The organism is Streptomyces sp. NPDC059743 (genome assembly GCF_042732975.1).
Lineage (GTDB): Bacteria > Actinomycetota > Actinomycetes > Streptomycetales > Streptomycetaceae > Streptomyces.
Genome location: NZ_JBHWGS010000005.1, coordinates 281,001 through 299,626 on the forward strand (window position 1 = coordinate 281,001; position 18,626 = coordinate 299,626).

19 protein-coding genes are annotated in these 18,626 nt (G+C 71.0%); 14 read left to right on the top strand and 5 right to left on the bottom strand.

The window, feature by feature from the left end; all coding sequences use genetic code 11:
* Window positions 1-125: 125 nt before the first annotated feature.
* The 5 genes from ACFV6H_RS11775 to ACFV6H_RS11795 all read left to right on the top strand — a co-directional run bounded on the left by ACFV6H_RS11775 (window position 126) and on the right by ACFV6H_RS11795 (window position 5,972).
* On the top strand, window positions 126-1,013 hold the full coding sequence (locus ACFV6H_RS11775) for a DUF4429 domain-containing protein (protein WP_385540813.1): 888 nt from the start codon (window positions 126-128) through the stop codon (window positions 1,011-1,013).
* 283 nt (window positions 1,014-1,296) lie between these two features.
* Window positions 1,297-2,688 carry a sensor histidine kinase gene (locus ACFV6H_RS11780; protein ID WP_385540815.1) on the top strand — a complete coding sequence of 464 codons (1,392 nt, stop codon included), beginning with the start codon at window positions 1,297-1,299 and terminating at the stop codon, window positions 2,686-2,688.
* Complete coding sequence (locus ACFV6H_RS11785; RefSeq protein ID WP_384980571.1) at window positions 2,685-3,368, top strand: response regulator; 684 nt, start codon at window positions 2,685-2,687, stop codon at window positions 3,366-3,368. Before ACFV6H_RS11780 ends, ACFV6H_RS11785 begins: the two co-directional genes overlap by 4 nt.
* 202 nt (window positions 3,369-3,570) lie before the next feature.
* Window positions 3,571-4,749: an alpha/beta hydrolase gene (locus tag ACFV6H_RS11790; protein WP_385540818.1), complete on the top strand. Its 1,179-nt coding sequence runs from the start codon at window positions 3,571-3,573 to the stop codon at window positions 4,747-4,749.
* The gene (locus tag ACFV6H_RS11795) at window positions 4,746-5,972 is read left to right on the top strand and encodes an acyltransferase (protein WP_385540820.1); all 1,227 of its coding nucleotides are present in this window, start codon (window positions 4,746-4,748) and stop codon (window positions 5,970-5,972) included. Before ACFV6H_RS11790 ends, ACFV6H_RS11795 begins: the two co-directional genes overlap by 4 nt.
* Window positions 5,973-6,074: 102 nt before the next feature.
* Here ACFV6H_RS11795 and ACFV6H_RS11800 read toward each other — a convergent pair whose 3' ends face one another.
* Both ACFV6H_RS11800 and ACFV6H_RS11805 read right to left on the bottom strand, forming a co-directional pair.
* Window positions 6,075-7,091, bottom strand: a complete 1,017-nt coding sequence (locus ACFV6H_RS11800; RefSeq protein ID WP_385540822.1) for an aldo/keto reductase — start codon at window positions 7,089-7,091, stop codon at window positions 6,075-6,077.
* Between the two features lie 6 nt (window positions 7,092-7,097).
* Window positions 7,098-7,562 (bottom strand): MerR family transcriptional regulator, encoded by a 465-nt coding sequence (locus ACFV6H_RS11805; protein WP_384980560.1) that lies wholly within the window; start codon window positions 7,560-7,562, stop codon window positions 7,098-7,100.
* A gap of 86 nt (window positions 7,563-7,648) precedes the next feature.
* Between ACFV6H_RS11805 and ACFV6H_RS11810 the strand changes: the two genes are divergently transcribed.
* Both ACFV6H_RS11810 and ACFV6H_RS11815 read left to right on the top strand, forming a co-directional pair.
* Window positions 7,649-8,119 (top strand): GNAT family N-acetyltransferase, encoded by a 471-nt coding sequence (locus ACFV6H_RS11810; protein WP_385540825.1) that lies wholly within the window; start codon window positions 7,649-7,651, stop codon window positions 8,117-8,119.
* A gap of 18 nt (window positions 8,120-8,137) precedes the next feature.
* Entirely contained in the window at window positions 8,138-8,956 is an 819-nt protein-coding gene (locus tag ACFV6H_RS11815) for a serine hydrolase domain-containing protein (protein ID WP_385540827.1), read from the top strand.
* A 49-nt stretch (window positions 8,957-9,005) separates the two neighbouring features.
* Here ACFV6H_RS11815 and ACFV6H_RS11820 read toward each other — a convergent pair whose 3' ends face one another.
* Window positions 9,006-9,677, bottom strand: a complete 672-nt coding sequence (locus ACFV6H_RS11820; RefSeq protein ID WP_384781486.1) for a pirin family protein — start codon at window positions 9,675-9,677, stop codon at window positions 9,006-9,008.
* 229 nt (window positions 9,678-9,906) lie between these two features.
* Between ACFV6H_RS11820 and ACFV6H_RS11825 the strand changes: the two genes are divergently transcribed.
* The 5 genes from ACFV6H_RS11825 (at window position 9,907) to fabF (ending at window position 14,819) form a co-directional block, all read left to right on the top strand.
* The gene (locus tag ACFV6H_RS11825; RefSeq protein WP_384980549.1) at window positions 9,907-11,106 is read left to right on the top strand and encodes a PucR family transcriptional regulator; all 1,200 of its coding nucleotides are present in this window, start codon (window positions 9,907-9,909) and stop codon (window positions 11,104-11,106) included.
* 89 nt (window positions 11,107-11,195) lie between these two features.
* Window positions 11,196-12,137, top strand: coding sequence for an ACP S-malonyltransferase (locus tag ACFV6H_RS11830; RefSeq protein ID WP_385541045.1), 942 nt, complete (start codon window positions 11,196-11,198; stop codon window positions 12,135-12,137).
* A 12-nt stretch (window positions 12,138-12,149) separates the two neighbouring features.
* Window positions 12,150-13,151 carry a ketoacyl-ACP synthase III gene (locus tag ACFV6H_RS11835; RefSeq protein WP_093592297.1) on the top strand — a complete coding sequence of 334 codons (1,002 nt, stop codon included), beginning with the start codon at window positions 12,150-12,152 and terminating at the stop codon, window positions 13,149-13,151.
* A 66-nt stretch (window positions 13,152-13,217) separates the two neighbouring features.
* Window positions 13,218-13,469, top strand: a complete 252-nt coding sequence (locus ACFV6H_RS11840; protein ID WP_046502803.1) for an acyl carrier protein — start codon at window positions 13,218-13,220, stop codon at window positions 13,467-13,469.
* Between the two features lie 87 nt (window positions 13,470-13,556).
* On the top strand, window positions 13,557-14,819 hold the full coding sequence (fabF, locus tag ACFV6H_RS11845) for a beta-ketoacyl-ACP synthase II (RefSeq protein WP_093592294.1): 1,263 nt from the start codon (window positions 13,557-13,559) through the stop codon (window positions 14,817-14,819).
* Between the two features lie 90 nt (window positions 14,820-14,909).
* On the opposite strand, the gene ACFV6H_RS11850 is transcribed toward fabF, so the two are convergent.
* Both ACFV6H_RS11850 and ACFV6H_RS11855 read right to left on the bottom strand, forming a co-directional pair.
* Window positions 14,910-15,785 (bottom strand): NAD(P)-dependent oxidoreductase, encoded by an 876-nt coding sequence (locus tag ACFV6H_RS11850; protein ID WP_385540830.1) that lies wholly within the window; start codon window positions 15,783-15,785, stop codon window positions 14,910-14,912.
* A gap of 33 nt (window positions 15,786-15,818) precedes the next feature.
* Complete coding sequence (locus ACFV6H_RS11855) at window positions 15,819-16,313, bottom strand: DUF3145 domain-containing protein (RefSeq protein ID WP_093592289.1); 495 nt, start codon at window positions 16,311-16,313, stop codon at window positions 15,819-15,821.
* A 290-nt stretch (window positions 16,314-16,603) separates the two neighbouring features.
* Here ACFV6H_RS11855 and ACFV6H_RS11860 point away from each other — a divergent pair, with 290 nt between their 5' ends.
* Entirely contained in the window at window positions 16,604-17,548 is a 945-nt protein-coding gene (locus ACFV6H_RS11860) for an SGNH/GDSL hydrolase family protein (protein ID WP_384781479.1), read from the top strand.
* 80 nt (window positions 17,549-17,628) lie between these two features.
* On the top strand, window positions 17,629-18,600 hold the full coding sequence (locus ACFV6H_RS11865; RefSeq protein WP_385540833.1) for an aldose epimerase family protein: 972 nt from the start codon (window positions 17,629-17,631) through the stop codon (window positions 18,598-18,600).
* Window positions 18,601-18,626: the final 26 nt, after the last annotated feature.

Here is an 18,626-nt window from a genome sequence, read left to right on the forward strand (position 1 = left end):
GGGTCGCGTGTCGGCCGGGCACGGCGTACGCACGGCGCACGGAGCGTCCGAAGAGGGCCCACGCGCGTAGAATTCGTGCGCTGGGGCAGGCGACTCATGGGCGCACGCCGCCTACGATGAAGCACATGGGTGATGTGCTCGCGGGGATTCATGCCACCTGGGAGTTCGAGAGCGACTCCGTGCTCGTCCGCTTCGAACGGGGGATCAGAACGCCGAAGCTGTTCCAGGCGCTCGGTGAACGCCGTATCCCTCATGAGGCGTTGTCATCGGTGACGCTCACTCCCGGAAAGCGCGGGACGGTGGTGCTGCACGCCGTGCCGAGAGCCGGAGCCGATCCGCTCGTGGAGGCGGCGGCCGGACAGCTCAGGGAGAGCGGCGATCCCTACCGGCTGGTGCTGCCCGCCGAGCGCGACACCCTCGCGGAGTACTACGCCGACACACTGCGGGCCGCCCTGGCGCGCGGCCCCCGGGACGCGCAGGAGCCCGCCGAGCGCTATCTGGTGGCCGCGCCCGCGCCTCCGCTGCACTTCAAGGCGTTCGACGGCAAGGCCTTCTTCGACGGGGACCGGGTGTCCTTCCGCTGGTTCTCGACGGGCGCCTCCACCACCAAGTGGAAGGCGGGCGACCAGAATCTGCCGGTCGGGGAGCTGCACGGCGTCGAATGGCGCTCGCCGGAGCTGTTCGACGGCTATCTGCGGCTGCTGCGCCGCGACGGAACCGGTACGGGACTGCCGCAGCCGGCCCGGGCGGACCACGATCCGGCGGCGGTCGTCTTCGGTCTCGGCTACGGCCCGGTGCACGAGTCGCTCCCGTTCGCTGCGGCCGTCCTCGCGGCCGTCCAGGAAGCGTCACCGAGCCGCGCCTCGGTGACGGTCCCAGCGGTGGCGTCGATACGCCGCGACCCGGCGGATGTCGCCGACCGTATCCGCCATCTCGGCGAGCTGCATCAGGCGGGACTGGTGACGGACGAGGAGTTCTCGGCGAAGAAGGCGGAACTGCTGGCGGAGCTGTGAGGCGGGCAGCGGCGTGAGACGGGCAGCGGCCCGGACCGCGGCGCCGCCGCTCGGATGCGCCGCCGCTCGGAGGCCGACCTGTGACGCCCGTCACCGACCCGCGGCCGGACGTCACCGGTCCGCGGCCGGGCGGGCCCTCTTGGCCGGTGGGACCACTGGCGGCGGCCCCCTGGCGGCGGTCCTCTGGCGGCGGGACCGCTGGATCTCATACCTCGGTATGACGTTCCTACCAGCTCCCCGGTATGACGCCCGTGTGCCACCGGCTGCCTAGGCTGGCCGGACCATGTCCCACACCTCGCCATCGCCACCGCCACCGCAGACCGACGGTCTGCTCAGTGCCGCGCGCCGCAACGCGCGCGAGCTGGCACGGGGCCTGGCGCATCCCTCCCATCCGCCGACACCCCTGTTCGCGGACGCGCCGAGGCTCTGGCAGCGGCTGCTGCCGTACGGGATCGTCCTGGCGCTCACCGCCGCGCTCGTCCCGGTCACCATCTCCGTCCTCACCACCCAGTACGGGCTGAACGGCGGCGTCGCGGGAGCGATCGGCGTCGCGCAGGCCGCGCCGCTGCTCATGCTGGCGCACCGGCCGTTGCAGGCCTGGTGGATCATCTTCACCGCGGACATCCTCGGCGCCATGGCCCTGCTGACCGAGCCCCAGCAGAAGGCCGGCATCTGGCCATGGACCGCGCCCGTCATCGTCGGCTATCTCTTCGTGATGCTCGCGCTCGCGCTGCGCGAGACCCGGCGGACCGTGATCGCCGTATGGTGCGCGACCGGCCTGGCGGGACTCGTGCTGTACGCCGAGGCGTCCGACCGCAGTGACGGAAGCGCGCTACTGCTCTTCGTCCTCAGCGGAGTCGTCCTGCTGGTCGGCGTGGTGCTGCGGGAACGCGGCGAGGTGCAGCGGCGGCTCGCCGAGCAGGAGAACATCAGCGAGGCGGAACGCGCCCAGCGCACCTTGCTGGAGGAGCGCACCCGTATCGCCCGTGAACTCCACGATGTGGTCGCACACCATATGTCGGTGATCACCGTGCAGGCCGACTCGGCGCCGTACCGGCTGCCGGACCTGTCGCCGCAGGCCCAGGAGGAGTTCGGATCGATCGCGGCGAGCGCGCGGGAGTCCCTGGCCGAGATGCGGCGGCTGCTGACGGTGCTGCGCCGGGAGGACACAGCCGGGGAGCGGGCGCCCCAGCCCGGTCTCGACCGGGTGCAGCAGCTCGTGGAGGCGACGGTACGGGCCGGAGTGCCGGCCGAACTGTCGCTGCCGGCCGAGCTGGGGCCCGTACCCCCGGCCGTGGATCTGTCCGCGTACCGGATCGTGCAGGAGGCCCTCGCCAATGTGGTGCGGCACGCGTCCGGCGCGCGGACCCGGGTGTCGGTGGCCTCGGACGGCGACTGGCTGACCGTCGTGGTCGTCAACGAGCGGGCCGCCGCGCGTACTTCACCGCTGGAGACCACGGGGACCGGGCACGGTCTGGTGGGTATGCGGGAACGCGTACGGTTGACCGGCGGCACCCTGGACACCGGGCCGCTGCCCGACGGCGGTTTCCGGGTGGCCGCGCGGCTCCCGCTGACCGCCGGTCCCACAGGCCCCACCGGTCCCGTGGGCCCCACAACCGCCACCACCGGTCCCACCGGTCCCACGAGTCCCACCGCTGCGAAGGACGCTCCTTGACCATCCGCGTGATCATCGTCGACGACCAGGCCATGGTGCGCGCGGGGTTCGCCGCGCTGCTGTCCGCGCAGGCCGACATCGATGTGGCGGGCGAGGCGCCGGACGGCCGCCGGGGCGTGGAGCTGAGCCGTTCCGTCCACCCGGATGTGGTCCTGATGGATGTCCGGATGCCCGAGATGGACGGGCTGGCCGCCGCCCGCGAAGTGCTGAACCCGCCCGTCGGGGTGATCCACCGGCCCAGGGTGCTGATGCTCACCACCTTCGACGTGGACGACTATGTGTACGAGGCGCTGCGCGCCGGAGCCTCCGGCTTTCTCCTCAAGGACGCGCCTCCGGCCGATCTGATCGCGGCGGTACGGATCGTCGCCGCCGGAGAGGCCCTGCTCGCGCCGTCGGTGACCCGGCGGCTGATCGCGGACTTCGCCCAGCAGCGGCCCGCGCCCCGCAAGGACCACGCCCTGCGGCTGCGCGGGCTGACGCCCCGGGAGACCGAGGTGCTCGAACTGATCGCCAGGGGCCTGTCCAACCAGGAGATCGCCGGTCGGCTCGTGGTCGCCGAGCAGACGGTGAAGACCCATATCGGCCGGGTCCTGGCCAAGCTCGGACTACGCGACCGCGCGCAGGCGGTGATCTTCGCGTACGAGTCGGGGCTGGTGACCCCGGGCGACGCGACCGCCTGAGCCGCGACCGCCTGAGCACCCCACCCCACCCCACTGCACCGCACCCCACCGCACCGCACCGCACCGAATCAGCCTCGAACCAGCACCACCCCTACTCCGGTATCACCCGCTGGTTGGCACCCCGGTGTGACGCCTCCGCACAGACCGTCTCCTTACCTTCCTGCTCGCCCCATCCGAGGACGAGCAGCAGAAGGAGACACATATGCGGCGCTTCAAGAGGACCCTGGTCGCTGTCGCACTGGCGACGGCCGTGGTCGGAGGGACGGCGGGCTGGGCCTCCGGCGACGCACAGCGGCCGGTGACCGGGCCACCGCCCGGCAGCGCGGCTTGGCGTGCGGACGGCTCGCTCGGACGCCCGCTCCCCGATCCCGCGACCGCCTCCCCCGCCCGGGTGGCCCGCTTCTTCGCCGGACTGACACCCCATGAGCGGCAGCGGCTCCTGCACCGCCATCCGCTGGTCGTCGGCAACCTCGACGGGGTGCCGGTCGCGCTGCGGTACGAGGCCAATTCCCTCGCGGTACGGGCCGAGGGCGACCCCCGGTACGAGCGGCTCGCGGCGCCCGGCCGGCAGATCCTCGCCTTCGATCCGCGCGGGCGCGGCCAGGTCGCCGAGGTGTACGGGGATCTGGCGGGCGCCCGCCATGTGTCGGTCGTCGTACCGGGCTCGGACATCGACGCGGGGACCTTCGACCGTACGAAGGACCGCTACGGCACGCCGGCCGGGATGGCCGCCTCGCTGCGGGCCGCGACGGGAGGCCGTGCCGCCGTGATCGCCTGGGCCGGTTACACGACCCCGGTCGGGGTCGGTCTTGACGCGGCCACCGGTGATCTCGCGGAGGCGGGGGCGGGACGGCTGGCGCGGTTCACCCAGGGGCTCGTAGCGGCGGGGATCGCGAAACCTGTGCTGTTCTGCCACAGCTATGGCTCGGTGGTGTGCGGGCTCGCCGCCCATGAGGTGAGCGCCTCGGACATCGTGGTGTTTGGCTCGCCCGGTATGCGGGTCCGGTCTGTGGTGGATCTCCATACCAGGGCGCGCGTCTGGGTCGCCAAGAACGCCTCCGACTGGATCTCCCGCGTCCCGAATGTCGAGTTCGCAGGCCTGGGACACGGGGCCGACCCGGCCGGTGCCGCCTTCGGCGCCCGCCGGGTGCCGGCCGCCGAAGCCCGGGGCCACACCGGCTACTTCACCCCCGGCACCGACTCGCTCCGCGCCTTCGCCGCGATCGCGGAGGGCCGGGCCACACAGGTCCGCACCACGTGGCGCCAAGCCACATGGCCCCGCACCACACAGGCCCGGCCCGCACATACCGCGAGCACACAGGCCCGCGCCACACAGACCACGGCCGCTCTCGCCCCCGCCTCCTCCGGAGGGACCCGATGACGCTCGCCGGGACCATCGAGAAGATCGAGACACAGACCCCCGCCCACCGCGACCGCGCGATCGACGGCCTGCGCGCGATCGCGCTGCTCGCCGTACCGACCGGGCACTGGCTGCTCGGCGGCTTCACCCTGGACAGCGCGGGCGCCCTGCACAACGCGAGCCCGCTCTCCACCTTCGGCGGCTTCGCCCCCGTGAGCTGGGTGCTCCAGATGCTGGGCATCTTCTTCCTGGTCGGCGGGTACGCCTCCGTCCTCTCGTACCGCAGGCGCACCTCCACCACCGCCGCCTGGCTGCGGCAGCGCGTGGTGCGGCTGGGCAGGCCGGTCCTCGGGGTGACGGCCGTCTGCGCGGCGCTGATCCCGGTGCTGTACGCGCTCGGCGTGCCCGCCACGACCCTGCACACCGGTTCGACGCTGGTGATCCAGCCGCTGTGGTTCGTGGGCGTCTATACGGTGGTCACCGCGCTCACTCCGTACTGTGTGCGCGCCGCACATACGCTGGGTGCGTGGGCCGCAGCCCCTTTGCTGACGACCGTCGCGATCGTCGACTTCCTCCGGTACGGACCGTATGCCGACACCATGCCGTCCTGGCTGAGCATGGTGAACCTCCTGCCGGGCTGGCTCTTCGCCTATCAGCTCGGAGTCTCCTGGGGCGAGGGCAGAATCGGCCGACGCGGGGCGCGTGTCCTGCTCATCGGCGGCACGCTCCTGTTCGCCGCGCTGCTGGTGGTCTTCCACTATCCGGCGTCGATGGTCGGCGTCCCCGGCGTGGCCCGTACCAACTCGCATCCGCCGTCCCTGCTGGTCCTGGCGCTCGCCGCCGCGCAGAGCGGTGCGGCGATCCTGCTCCGGGACCGGATCGGACGGCTGCTGAAGAAGCCCGCGCTCTGGGCGCCGGTCGTCGTCATCAATCTCTCCGCGATGACAATCCTGTGCTGGCACCAGACGGCGATGCTCGCCGCCGCCGTGCCCGGCTCCCTCCTCGGTACGGCGACGGGCCTCGGCACTCTGCCCGGCCTGACGGCCACTCCCGACTCGCTCGCCTGGATCGCGGCCAGGCTCGCGTGGATGCCGCTGTTCGCCGTCCTGCTCGTACTGATCGGGCGGCACGCGCGCCGCTTCGACGGCCCCTGGGCGAGCGGAACCCGTACGACAAAGGCCCGCCGCGCGGCAGCGGGGCTGCTGGCGGCGGGCTTCGCGGTCTTCGCCCTCGGCCTGGCATGAGCCGCCCGCGCCGGCCGAAAGCGCCACAGCCGAGAGCCCCGGCCGAGCCACTCGCCCGGCCGGGGCATCGGACGGCAGACCGCGGACAGCGGCAGCTACCCGCTACTCCCGCCCTGCCGAGGTGAACGCCATGTCCGCGTACCGGCCGCCGGCCACCTGGCCTGCGATCGGCTCCAGCGACCGCAGCTCGTCCTCGCTCAGAACCAGCCGCGTGGCCGCCGTATTCTCTTCGACGCGGGTGCGCTTGCGGGTGCCCGGGATCGGTACGACGGGCAGCCCGTACACCGCCGCTCGCTGCTGCACCCAGGCGAGCGCGATCTGCCCGAGCGTGGCGTTCCGCCCTTCGGCGATCTTGCGCACCGGCTCCAGCAGCGCGGCGTTCACGGCGGCGTTCTCGCCGGTGAAGCGGGGCTGCTGGCGGCGGAAGTCGTCGTCGCCCAGCTCCCGGTCGGCGTTGACGAACGCGCCGGTCAGAAAGCCACGGCCGAGCGGCGAGTACGGCACGAGCGCCACGCCGAGTTCGACGGCGGCCGGGACGACCTTCGCCTCGATGTCCCGGCTGAAGAGCGACCACTCGGACTGCACGGCCGCGATCGGGTGCACCGCCTGGGCCGCGCGCAGCTCACCGCTGGTGACCTCGCTGAGCCCGAGGTGCTTGACCTTGCCCTCGGCCACCAGCTCGGCCATCACTCCGACCGTCTCCTCGATGGGGACGTTCACATCGCGCCGGTGCATGTAATAGAGGTCGATCTCGTCCACGCCGAGGCGTTCGAGGCTTCCCTCGACGCACTGACGGATATACGGCACGTCGTTACGGATGATGCGCTTGGTGCGGTCGGCCGGGTCGATGGCGAGCCCGAACTTCGTCGCCACGACGATCTCGTCGCGGTGCGCCCGGACGAACGGCGCGATGAACCTCTCGTTCTCGCCCGCGCCATAGGCGTCCGCCGTGTCGTACAGAGTCACGCCCAGTTCCAGGGCGCGCTCCAGGGTGGCACGCGCCTCGTCCAGGTCCGTCGGCCCGTACGCGAAGCTCATGCCCATGCAGCCGAGCCCCTGGACGCCGACCTCCGGGCCGCCGGTCCCGAGCCGTACCTTTTCGATCCTGCTCTCGCTCATCGGGTTTCAGGCCCTCTCCGACGCCCTGCGGGCGTCCGCGTAAAAGCTGATCTTGTGATCGAGCACGGCGACGGTGTCCTGGAGTTCCGCGATCCGGTTCAGTACATCGCGCCGGGTCCGCGCCAGGAGTTCCTGCCGCTCCTCGAAGGTCTCCTCGCCCACCCGGATCAGCTCGGCGTACCGGACCATGTCCGCGACGGGCATCCCGGTCAGTCTGAGCTTTCCGACGAAGGCGAGCCAGTCGAGATCCTGGTTGCTGAACCGCCGCTGCCCGGTGTGCGACCGGTCGACATGCGGCATCAGCCCGATCCGCTCGTACCAGCGCAGCGTGTGCGCGGTCAGTCCGGTGAAGGCGGCGACCTCGCTGATCGTGTAGCGGTCCTCACCATCGGGACGCGGATGCCGGCGGGGCGCCGCCACACACGCGTCCAGGCGATCGGTCGATACCGGACTGCTCTGGGTCAGCGTCATACCGCCCACGCTAGATCCTTGGAGTGCACTCGAAGCAAGCGGAAAATGACAGGAGTTTCCCAGCGCCGTGGCCGAGACTCGGCCCCATGAACCACGCACGCCGGGCAGTGCCCGAGGACGCCGAGGAACTGGTCCGGCTCCGCCAGATCATGTTCGATTCCCTTCACCGGCCCGACACGGGCACCGGCTGGCAGCCGGCCGCCGTCGAGGTGCTGCGTACGAGGCTCGCGGAGCCGGACGCCACCTTGGCCGCGTTCGTCGTGGACCGTCCCGGCCGGCCGGGCGAGCTGGCCGCCTGCGCGACCGGGACGGTCGAGTACCGGCTCGGCGGGCCTGGCAATCCCACAGGCGTCAGCGGCCATGTCTTCAATGTCGCCACCGATCCGGACATGCGTCGGCGCGGCCACTCCCGGGCCTGTCTGGAGGCGCTGCTCGGCTGGTACCGGGCCCGTGGCGTGCGGAAGATCGATCTGCACGCCTCCCGTGAGGGTGCGCCGCTCTACGCCTCCCTGGGCTTCGTCCGTACGCCCGATCCCTCCATGAGGCTGACTTTCTGAGTCCTCTACGCTCTAGCCATGCAGAGCCTGGCGCTGATCGAGAACTGGCCGGTGACGACCGCGGCGACCGCCGTCGTACGGGCGGACGGCACCGTCGTCGGGGCGTACGGCCCGACCTCGCACCGTTTTCCGCTCGCCTCCGTGACCAAGCCGCTCGCCGCGTACGCGGTGCTGGTGGCGTACGAGGAGGGCGCCGTCGAGCTGGACGAGCCGGCCGGGCCCGAGGGCTCCACGGTCCGCCATCTGCTCGCGCACACCAGCGGTCTCGCCTTCGACCAGCACCGCGCGACCAGCGCGCCGGGCACGCGTCGGCTCTACTCGAACGCGGGCTTCGAGGTGCTCGGCGAGCATGTCGCCGAGGCCACCGACATACCCTTCGCCGACTATCTGCGCGAGGCGGTCCTCGAACCGCTCGGCATGGTCTCCACCTCCTTCGACGGCTCACCGGCCAGGGACGCCGTCTCGACGGTCGACGATCTGGTGCGGTTCGCCGCGGAGGTCCAGACGCCCAGGCTGCTCGACCCGCGCACGGTGCTGGAGGCGATGAGCGTCGTCCATCCGGGGCTCTCCGGTGTGCTGCCCGGCTACGGCCATCAGAAGAACAACGACTGGGGTCTCGGCTTCGAGATCCGGGACGCCAAGTCACCGCACTGGACGGGCGCTTCGTCGTCGCCGCGTACATTCGGGCACTTCGGCCAGTCCGGTACGTTCCTGTGGATCGACCCGGACGCGGGCGCGGCCTGTGTGGCGCTCACCGACCGGCCCTTCGGGCCCTGGGCGGTCGAGGCCTGGCCGCCCTTCACCGACGCGATACTCACCGAGCTCCGTACGACCTGATGCGTACGGCCTGATTCGTACGGGCCCGAGCGCCGGGCCACCGAGCCGCTCAGCCCGACATCTCCCAGAGCAGCACCTCCGCCGCAGGGCCCGCGGTCAGTTCCAGGCCCTTGGCATCCGTGATACGCGCGGAGTCGCCGGGCGCCAGTTGCCTGCCCGTCCCGCCGTCGCCGTCCAGCCGGGCGCCGCCGCGCACCATATGGACATAGACGAAGCGCGCGTCCGGCACGGCGGAGCGCTCGCCGTCCTTGAGCCGCCGTACATGCAGCATCGCGCCGGCCTGCGGAAGGGCGTACGGCGTGGAGTCCGCGATGCCCCGGACGATCTCGTACGCGGGCTCGCCGCCCGGCTCCAGCGGCGCGAGCCACATCTGTACGAAGACCAGCGGGCCCGTACCGTCGTTGCGCTCCACATGCCGCACACCGCCGCCCGAGCTGAGCCGCTGTACGTCGCCCGCCCGGACGACCGTGTCGTGCCCGGCCGAGTCCCGGTGCGTCAGCTCGCCCTCCACGACCCAGGTGACGATCTCCGTATGGCTGTGCGGATGTTCACCGAATCCGGCGCCCGGCGCGAGCCGCTCCTCGTTGCACGCGAGGACCGCGCCGAAGCGAAGATTGTCCGGATCGTAGAAGCGCCCGAACGAGAAGGCGTGCAGGGACTCGATGCCCGCGCCCGGGTCACCGCCGACATGACGCTGCGCTGCGTGCCTCACGAGAATCACGGCTCAACGGTAGGCGGTTTCCCGCGGATCGGACCGGTCCGGGAGCCGTCCGGGAGCGGTCCGGGCCGCGTCTGGACAAGGCCCGGACGCGCTGCGGGACTCGTCCAGGGGCGCTCCGGGGCCGGTCCGGACGCGCTCCGGGGCCGGTCCGGATGCCGTCCCTCCGCAGGCCGGCCGGGCACGGTCGCCGGGACACCCTCCGACCCCGGGCCCCCGGACCGCCGCCCTGATGAGGCACTCTTGTCCCGTGCCTGAACCCTCGAACGAACCCCATCCGCATCCCGCGACACTGCGCAGGCTGGAGCAGTCCTCGGGACGGCTCGCCGCGAACGCCATCGCCCGCATGGACGAGACGCTGCCGTGGTACCGCGCGATGCCGCCGGAGAACCGTTCCTGGATCGGGCTGGTCGCCCAGGCCGGTATCGCCGCGTTCACCGAGTGGTTCCGTCATCCGGAGACTCCTCAGGCCATCTCCACCGATGTCTTCGGCACCGCTCCGCGCGAGCTGACCCGGGCCATCACCCTGCGCCAGACCGTCGAGATGGTGCGGACCACGATCGAGGTCATGGAGACGGCGATCGAGGAGGTCGCGGCGCCCGGCGACGAGTCCGCGCTGCGCGAGGCGCTGCTCGTCTACGCCCGCGAGATCGCCTTCGCCACCGCCCAGGTGTACGCCCAGGCCGCCGAGGCGCGTGGCGCGTGGGACGCCCGGCTGGAGTCGCTCGTGGTGAACGCCGTGCTCTCCGGTGAGGCCGACGAGGGCGCCGTCTCCCGGGCCGCCGCCCTCGGCTGGAACTCTCCCGAACATGTCTGTGTGCTGCTCGGCACCGCTCCCGACGGCGACAGCGAACTGACCGTCGAGGCCATCAGACGGGCCGCCCGGCACGCCAAGCTCCAGGTGCTCACCGGAGTCCTGGGCGACCGGCTCGTGGTGATCGCGGGCGGCAGCGACAATCCGCTCCAGGTCGCCAAGGCGCTGATCGGCCCGTATGCCGCGGGAGCGGTCGTCGCGGGCCCGGTGGTGCCCGATCTGCTGGCCGCGACCAAGTCGGCCCAGGCCGCGGCGGCCGGGCTCAAGGCGTGCTTCGCCTGGCAGGACGCGCCGCGTCCGGTGCTCGCCGACGATCTCCTGCCGGAGCGTGCCATCGCCTCGGATCCCGCCGCGCGTGAGCAATTGGTGGAGGAGATCTACAGACCGCTGGAAGAAGCCGGGTCGGCGCTGCTGGAGACTCTGAGTGTCTATCTGGAGCAGGCGAGCAGTCTTGAGGGCGCCGCCCGGATGCTCTTCGTCCACCCCAACACCGTGCGCTACCGGCTCCGACGTGTGACTGACGTCACCGGATGGTCACCGTCCGATGTCAGATCGGCCTTCACGCTGCGGATCGCACTCATCCTGGGGCGTCTGGCCGACGGAGACCCCCAGACTTAGGCTTTTGTCGTACTCCAACAATTCCCCTGACGGTTCTTCGTCCTTGTCCTCACGGGCGATATGCCCCGTCCACAAGAGAGAGTGTGAGAGTGCTCGTACTCGTCGCTCCCGGCCAAGGCGCTCAGACGCCCGGCTTCCTGACTCCCTGGCTCGAACTGCCCGGTGCCGAAGACCGGCTGCGGGCATGGTCGGCCGCCATCGACCTGGATCTGGTCCACTACGGCACGAACGCCGACGCGGACGAGATCCGGGACACCGCGGTGGCCCAGCCGCTGCTGGTCGCCGCGGCTCTGCTGTCGGCCCGTCAGCTCTTCCCGGACACCGCGGACATGGCGCGCGAGGTGGGCGCCACGGCCGGCCACAGTGTCGGTGAACTGGCCGCCACGGCGCTGGCCGGTGTGCTCTCCGACGAAGCGGCCCTGGAGCTCGTACGGGCCCGTGGTCTGGCGATGGCCGAGGCCGCCGGGATCACCGCGACCGGCATGTCGGCGCTCCTCGGCGGCGATCCCGACACCACCGTCGCCCATCTGGAGAAGCTCGGTCTGACGCCGGCGAATGTGAACGGCGCTGGCCAGATCGTGGCCGCGGGGACGCTCGACCAACTCGCCGCGCTGGAGGCCGACAAGCCCGAGGGCGTACGTCGCGTGGTGGCGCTCAAGGTCGCCGGAGCGTTCCACACGCACCATATGGCGCCCGCCGTCGAGAAGCTCGAAGTGGCCACCGGATCGCTCGTCGTCGCCGATCCGGCCGTGCCGTACATCTCGAACCGGGACGGACGGGCCGTCTCCACCGGGGCCGAAATCGTGACGCGCCTGGTCGGTCAGGTCGCCAATCCGGTCCGCTGGGACCTGTGCATGGAGACTTTCCAGGAGCGCGGTGCGACCGCTCTCATCGAGCTGTGCCCCGGCGGCACCCTGACGGGTCTCGCCAAGCGGGCCCTGCCCGGAGTCAAGACCCTCGCGCTGAAGACCCCCGACGACCTCGACGCGGCCCGCACGCTGATCGCCGAGCACTCCTCCACGGCTGAATAGGAGCCAGAGAGCATGTCGAAGATCAAGCCCAGCAAGGGCGCCCCGTACGCGCGCATCATGGGCGTGGGAGGCTACCGCCCGACCCGGATCGTGCCCAACGAGGTGATCCTCGAGACGATCGACTCGTCCGACGAGTGGATCCGCTCCCGCTCCGGAATCGCCACCCGCCACTGGGCCTCGCCCGAGGAGACGGTCGCCGCGATGTCCATCGAGGCGTCCGGCAAGGCGATCGCCGACGCCGGGATCACGCCCGAGCAGATCGACGCCGTGGTGGTCTCGACCGTCTCGCACTTCAAGCAGACTCCGGCCATCGCGACCGAGATCGCGGACCGGATCGGCGCGGGCAAGCCGGCCGCGTTCGACATCTCCGCCGGATGCGCGGGCTTCGGCTACGGGCTGACGCTGGCCAAGAGCATGGTTGTCGAGGGCTCGGCCCACCATGTCCTGGTGATCGGTGTGGAGCGGCTCTCCGATCTGACCGATCTGGAGGACCGCGCGACGGCGTTCCTGTTCGGCGACGGCGCGGGCGCCGTCGTGGTCGGTCCGGCCAAGGAGCCGATGATCGGGCCGACGATCTGGGGCTCGGAGGGCGACAAGTCCGACACCATCAAGCAGACCGTGCCGTGGGACGATTACCGCAACGGCACGGTGGAGAAGTTCCCGGCCATCACGCAGGAGGGCCAGGCCGTCTTCCGCTGGGCCGTCTTCGAGATGGCGAAGGTCGCCCAGCAGGCGCTGGACGCGGCCGGAATCAGCTCGGAAGACCTGGATGTCTTCATTCCGCACCAGGCCAATATGCGGATCATCGACTCGATGGTGAAGACTCTGAAGCTGCCGGACAGCGTCACGGTCGCGCGTGACGTCGAGACCACCGGCAACACCTCGGCCGCCTCGATCCCGCTCGCGATGGAGCGGCTTCTGGCGACCGGGCAGGCGAAGAGCGGCGACACCGCGCTCGTCATTGGCTTCGGGGCGGGTCTCGTCTATGCCGCGACGGTCGTTACCCTCCCCTAGGCACACCGGATCTTTCCGGAGCGTGTTCCGATATATCCCTCTGCGTACAATCGAAGGAGCGCCCACATGGCCGCCACCCTGGAAGAGATCGTCGACGGTCTCGCCGAGATCGTGAACGAGATCGCCGGTATCCCGGTCGAGGACGTCCAGTTGGACAAGTCCTTCACCGACGACCTGGACGTCGACTCGCTGTCCATGGTCGAGGTCGTCGTCGCCGCCGAAGAGCGCTTCGACGTCAAGATCCCGGACGACGACGTGAAGAACCTGAAGACGGTCGGCGACGCCGCCGACTACATCGCGAAGCACCAGGCCGCCTGACCCGCCTGACCGGATCGCGCGGCATCCGCCACCCGGTGGTGGCGCCGTAAAAATTCAGCACCCTCTACACGTGGAGAAAGAATTCCAGTGAGCTCGACCAATCGCACCGTGGTCGTCACCGGTATCGGCGCAACCACACCACTGGGTGGCGACAGCGCCTCGACCTGGGACGGTCTGCTCGCGGGCCGCTCCGGGGTCCGCCCTCTCGAAGGCGAGCGCTACGTCGGTCTGCCGGTCCGTATCGCCGCCGTGGCGGCGGTCGACCCGGGCGATGTACTGCCCCGTCCACTCGCCCGCAGGCTGGACCGCTCGGCGCAGTTCGCGCTGATCGCGGCCAGGGAAGCCTGGGCGGACGCGGGTTACACCGCCAAGGCCGGCGAGGACACCGCCGTCGACCCGGACCGCCTCGGCACCGTGATCGCCTCCGGCATCGGTGGCGTCACGACCCTGCTCGACCAGTACGACGTGCTCAAGGAGCGCGGCGAGCGCCGTGTCTCTCCGCACACCGTGCCGATGCTGATGCCGAACAGCCCTTCCGCCAACGTCAGTCTGGAAGTGGGCGCCCGCGCGGGCGTGCACACACCGGTCTCCGCCTGCGCGTCGGGCGCGGAAGCCATCGGTTACGCCGTGGAGATGATCCGTACCGGCCGCGCCGATGTCGTCGTCGCCGGTGGTACGGAGGCGGCCATCCACCCGCTGCCCATCGCCGCGTTCGCCAACATGATGGCGATGTCGAAGAACAACGACGAGCCCACCAAGGCCTCCCGCCCGTACGACACGGCCCGTGACGGCTTCGTCCTCGGCGAGGGCGCGGGTGTCGTGGTCCTGGAGTCGGCGGAGCACGCGGCGGCGCGCGGCGCGCGGGCCTACTGCGAGGTGCTCGGCCAGGGACTGTCCTCGGACGCCCATCACATCGCCCAGCCCGAGCCCACCGGCCGCGGTATCGCGAAGGCCATGGAGAACCTGCTGGACAACACGGATCTCAAGCCGTCCGAGGTCATGCACCTCAACGCGCACGCGACCTCCACTCCGCAGGGCGATGTCGCCGAGGTCAAGGCGCTGCGCCGGGTCCTGGGCGACGATCTGGACCATGTCGCCGTCTCCGCCACGAAGTCGATGACCGGTCATCTCCTGGGCGGCGCGGGCGGTATCGAGACCGTGGCCACGGTTCTCGCGCTGTACCACCGTGTGGCACCGCCGACGATCAATGTGGACGACCTCGACGCGGAGGTGGACGCGGACATCGTGCGCGACACCCCCCGCGCGCTCCCGACCGGCACCATCGCGGCGATCAACAACTCGTTCGGCTTCGGCGGCCACAACGTGGTACTGGCGCTCCGTACGATCTGAACGCGCTGATCACGGGCGCGTGCGAGAACGCACGCGCCCGTTGGACTGATCGCGCCGGACGGCGCCGGTCAGGTGTCGAAGCCGGCCCGGTCAGGTGTCGAAGCTGGCGAAGTACATCGCCGCCATGTCCTCGTCGCCGTGGCCCTGTGCCTCCGCACGGCGGAAACGTTCCGCGCTGGCCTCCGCGAGGTCCAGGCGTACTCCGTGGCCCTCGCCCGCCTCTACGATCAGCCGGGCGTCCTTGCCCGCCGTGATGACCGTGAAGTTCGGGCTGTAGTCGCCCTTGAGGATCGCGTCGGCCTTGGCGTGCAGATAGCCGCAGTCCAGCGGACCGCCGGAGACGGCCTCCAGGAAGAGCCGCGGATCCACGTCCAGTCCTTTGGCCAGCGCGAGCGCCTCGGCCGTACCGGCGGTGAGCGCCAGGACCCAGCTGTTGCAGACCAGCTTGAGCCGGCTGGCGGCGCCGGTGCCGCCGTCCTCGGACAGCCAGACCGTACGGCCGCCGATGGCGTCGAGCACGGAGGCGAGCGGCGCGCGGGCCTTCTCCGGGCCTGCCGCCAGGATCAGCAACTGACCGCTCTCGGCGGGCGCCCTCGTCCCGAGCACGGGCGCGTCCACGAAGACCAGTCCCTGCTGACGGGCCAGATCCGCCATCGGGGCGATCGCCTCGACACCGGCGGTGGTCGACTGGAGCCAGATGGCGCCGGGCCGCAGACCGGGCCCCGCGGCCGTCATGGCCTCCAGGGCGGCGGATCCGTCGTACAGCATGGTGAGCACGACATCCGCGCCGGTCACGGCCTCGGCGGGAGTCGCGGCGACCCGCGCGCCGTCGGCGACGAGGGCTTCGGCCTTGGCGGGAGTGCGGTTCCAGACCCGGACGTCATGTCCGGTGCGGCAGAGGTTACGGGCCATCGGGGCACCCATGATGCCCGTACCGAGGACAGCTACTGCGAGTTGATCAGCCATGGGACCACCGTAGGACGCGGCGGGCCCATCCGCTCATACGACTTGATGCAACCACCGGACCGGAGCGCCCTCACCGGCGTACCGGAACGGCTCCAGCTCGTCGTCCCACGGCTTGCCGAGCAGCTTGGCGACCTCCGCCTCCAGCTGGGTCTCGCCCTGCTGGGAGCGGGCCAGCGCGGCACGCAGCCGGTCCTCGGGGACCAGGATGTCGCCGTGCATACCGGTGACTGCGTGGAAGATTCCCAGGTCGGGCGTAGCGCTGTAACGCTCGCCCTCGGCGGTGGGACAGGGCTCCGCGGTCACCTCGAAGCGGAGCATCTGCCAGCCGCGCAGCGCGGAGGCGAGCTTGGACGCGGTGCCGGGCCGGCCCTTCCAGGAGACTTCCGCTCTCCAGGTGCCGGGCGAGGCGGGCTGGCGGATCCAGTCGAGCTGGACCCGCAGACCGAGTACTCCCGCCACCGCCCATTCGACGTGGGGGCACATCGCGCGCGGTGCGGAGTGAATGTACAGAACTCCACGTGTCGTCACCGGGACCTCCAGTGTGGGACGAGGTTCGCCTTTCCCAGCGGCCTCAGTAAACAGCATCGGGAGTGAAACTCCGCAAAAGGGACAGCATGTGACGTGATGTAATTTACCGGAGCCGAGAGATAAGGGCGCCTCTGGTTCGACGTGGGAAAAGCTACCGTGCGGCGGGGTGCCCGGGGTGACGTACGGTCGGTCCCGGGCCCGATATGCGCGAAGCTTTCACTCGGCAGGACGCCGCCGGACGCCTGAGGACGCCAGACTTCTTCAGAGGAGCCAACGGGGAGGGGCCGTTCATGCGCAAGAGCCTTCGGAGTGGCGCTCGTGGGCGTACAGGCCCGCGAGCCCGGCGCCCACGCGCCGGGCTCGCCGCCGTCACGGCCGCGGTGCTCGCCGGGACCGGGATGCTGGCCGGCTGCGACTCCCTGGGCGGCTCCTCCCCGGACGCCGCCGCGAAGAGCGCCGCTCCGTCCCCGCGGCCCACGCCCGTCTGGGACCGCAAACCCGCCTCCGTGGCCGCGGTCGGTGACTCGATCACCCGTGGCTTCGACGCCTGTGTGGTGCTGGCGGACTGTCCGGAGGTGTCCTGGTCGACGGGCACGGACATGGAGGTGCGCAGTCTCTCGCTGCGCCTCCTGGGCGCGCCCGCGGTGAAGCAGCGGAGCTGGAACCACGCGGTGACCGGTGCCCGGATGGCCGATCTGCCCGGTCAGATGGCCCAGGCGGCGCAGCACGGGCCCGAGCTGGTCACGGTCATGGTGGGCGCCAATGACGCCTGCCGGGACTCGCCCAAGCAGATGACGCCGGTGGAGGACTTCCGTACCTCGTTCGAGGCGTCGATGCGCCAGTTGCGCGCCGGAGCGCCCAAGGCGCAGGTGTATGTGTCGAGCGTGCCGGATCTCAAGCGGCTCTGGTCCACCGGCCGTGGCAATCCGCTGGGCCGGCAGATCTGGAAGCTGGGGATCTGTGCCTCGATGCTCGGGGACTCGCAGGACATGAGCGAGCGGGCGCAGCAGCGCCGGGATCTGGTGTACGAGCGGGTGGTGGCCTACAACAAGGTGCTGAAAGAGGTCTGCGCGAAGGACCTGCGCTGCCGGTACGACGGCGGCGCGGTCTTCGACTACCGGTTCACCGGGGAGCAGCTCAGCCACTGGGACTGGTTCCATCCCAGCAAGAACGGGCAGAGCCGGCTCGCGGAGATCGCGTACCGCAATATCACCGCGGCGGATCCGCCCGCGTAGGCGTCGCTGGCTGTCCGGGCGGCCGGGAGGGCCGTAGCCGCTCGGGCCGGCCCGGCGTAGTGTGCTTGATCGTGACTGTCATGAACACGGAGCGCATCGGCGCGGCCCCCGAGGGTACGCCCGTTCACCGCTGGACCTTCGAACGGGCCGGGACCCGGCTGCGTCTGCTGACGTACGGCGGCGTCGTGCAGTCGGTCGAGATTCCCGACCGGAACGGCACCGTCGCCGATGTGGCGCTCGGCTTCGCCGATGTCACGGGCTATCTGGGCTCGCGCGGCCCGTATTTCGGAGCGCTGGTCGGGCGGTACGCGAACCGCATCGCGGGCGCGGCCTTCACACTGGACGGCCGGACCCATCGGCTGGTGCCCAATGACGGGCCGAACTGTCTGCACGGCGGTGAGCGCGGCTTCGACCGGCGCGTCTGGGAGGCCGAGCGGGCCGGTGACCACGGAGTACGGCTGTTCCGGACCAGCCCGGACGGCGAGGAGGGATTCCCGGGCCGGCTGGATGTCTCGGCGACGTACTCGCTGGACGCGGACGGCGCGCTGCGGATCGACTACCGCGCGGTGACGGACGCTCCGACACCGGTGAATCTGACCAACCACACGTACTGGAATCTGGGCGGCGCGGGCAGTGGCAGCACGGCCGGGCATGAACTGCGGATCGCCGCGAGCCATACCACCACCGTGGACTCCGCCGCGCTGCCGACCGGAGAGCTCGCTCCGGTCGACGGGACGCGCTTCGACTTCCGCAAGCCGCGCCCGGTGGGCTCCGGTTACGACCACAACTTCGTCCTCGACGGTGACGAACCGGCGGCGGAGCTGTACGACCCGGTCTCGGGCCGGGTGCTGACCATCACCACGACGGAGCCCGGACTCCAGCTCTACACCGGCGACCACTTCGACGGTGAGCCGTACCGTCCCGGTGACGGTGTGGCGCTGGAGACCCAGCACTTCCCGGACTCGCCGAACCGCCCGGAGTTCCCGGACACCGTGCTGCGGCCGGGCGAGGAGTTCCGTTCGACCACGGTCTACCGCTTCGGCGTCCGGTAGCTCCGGCGTCCGGGAGCCGGTCCGGC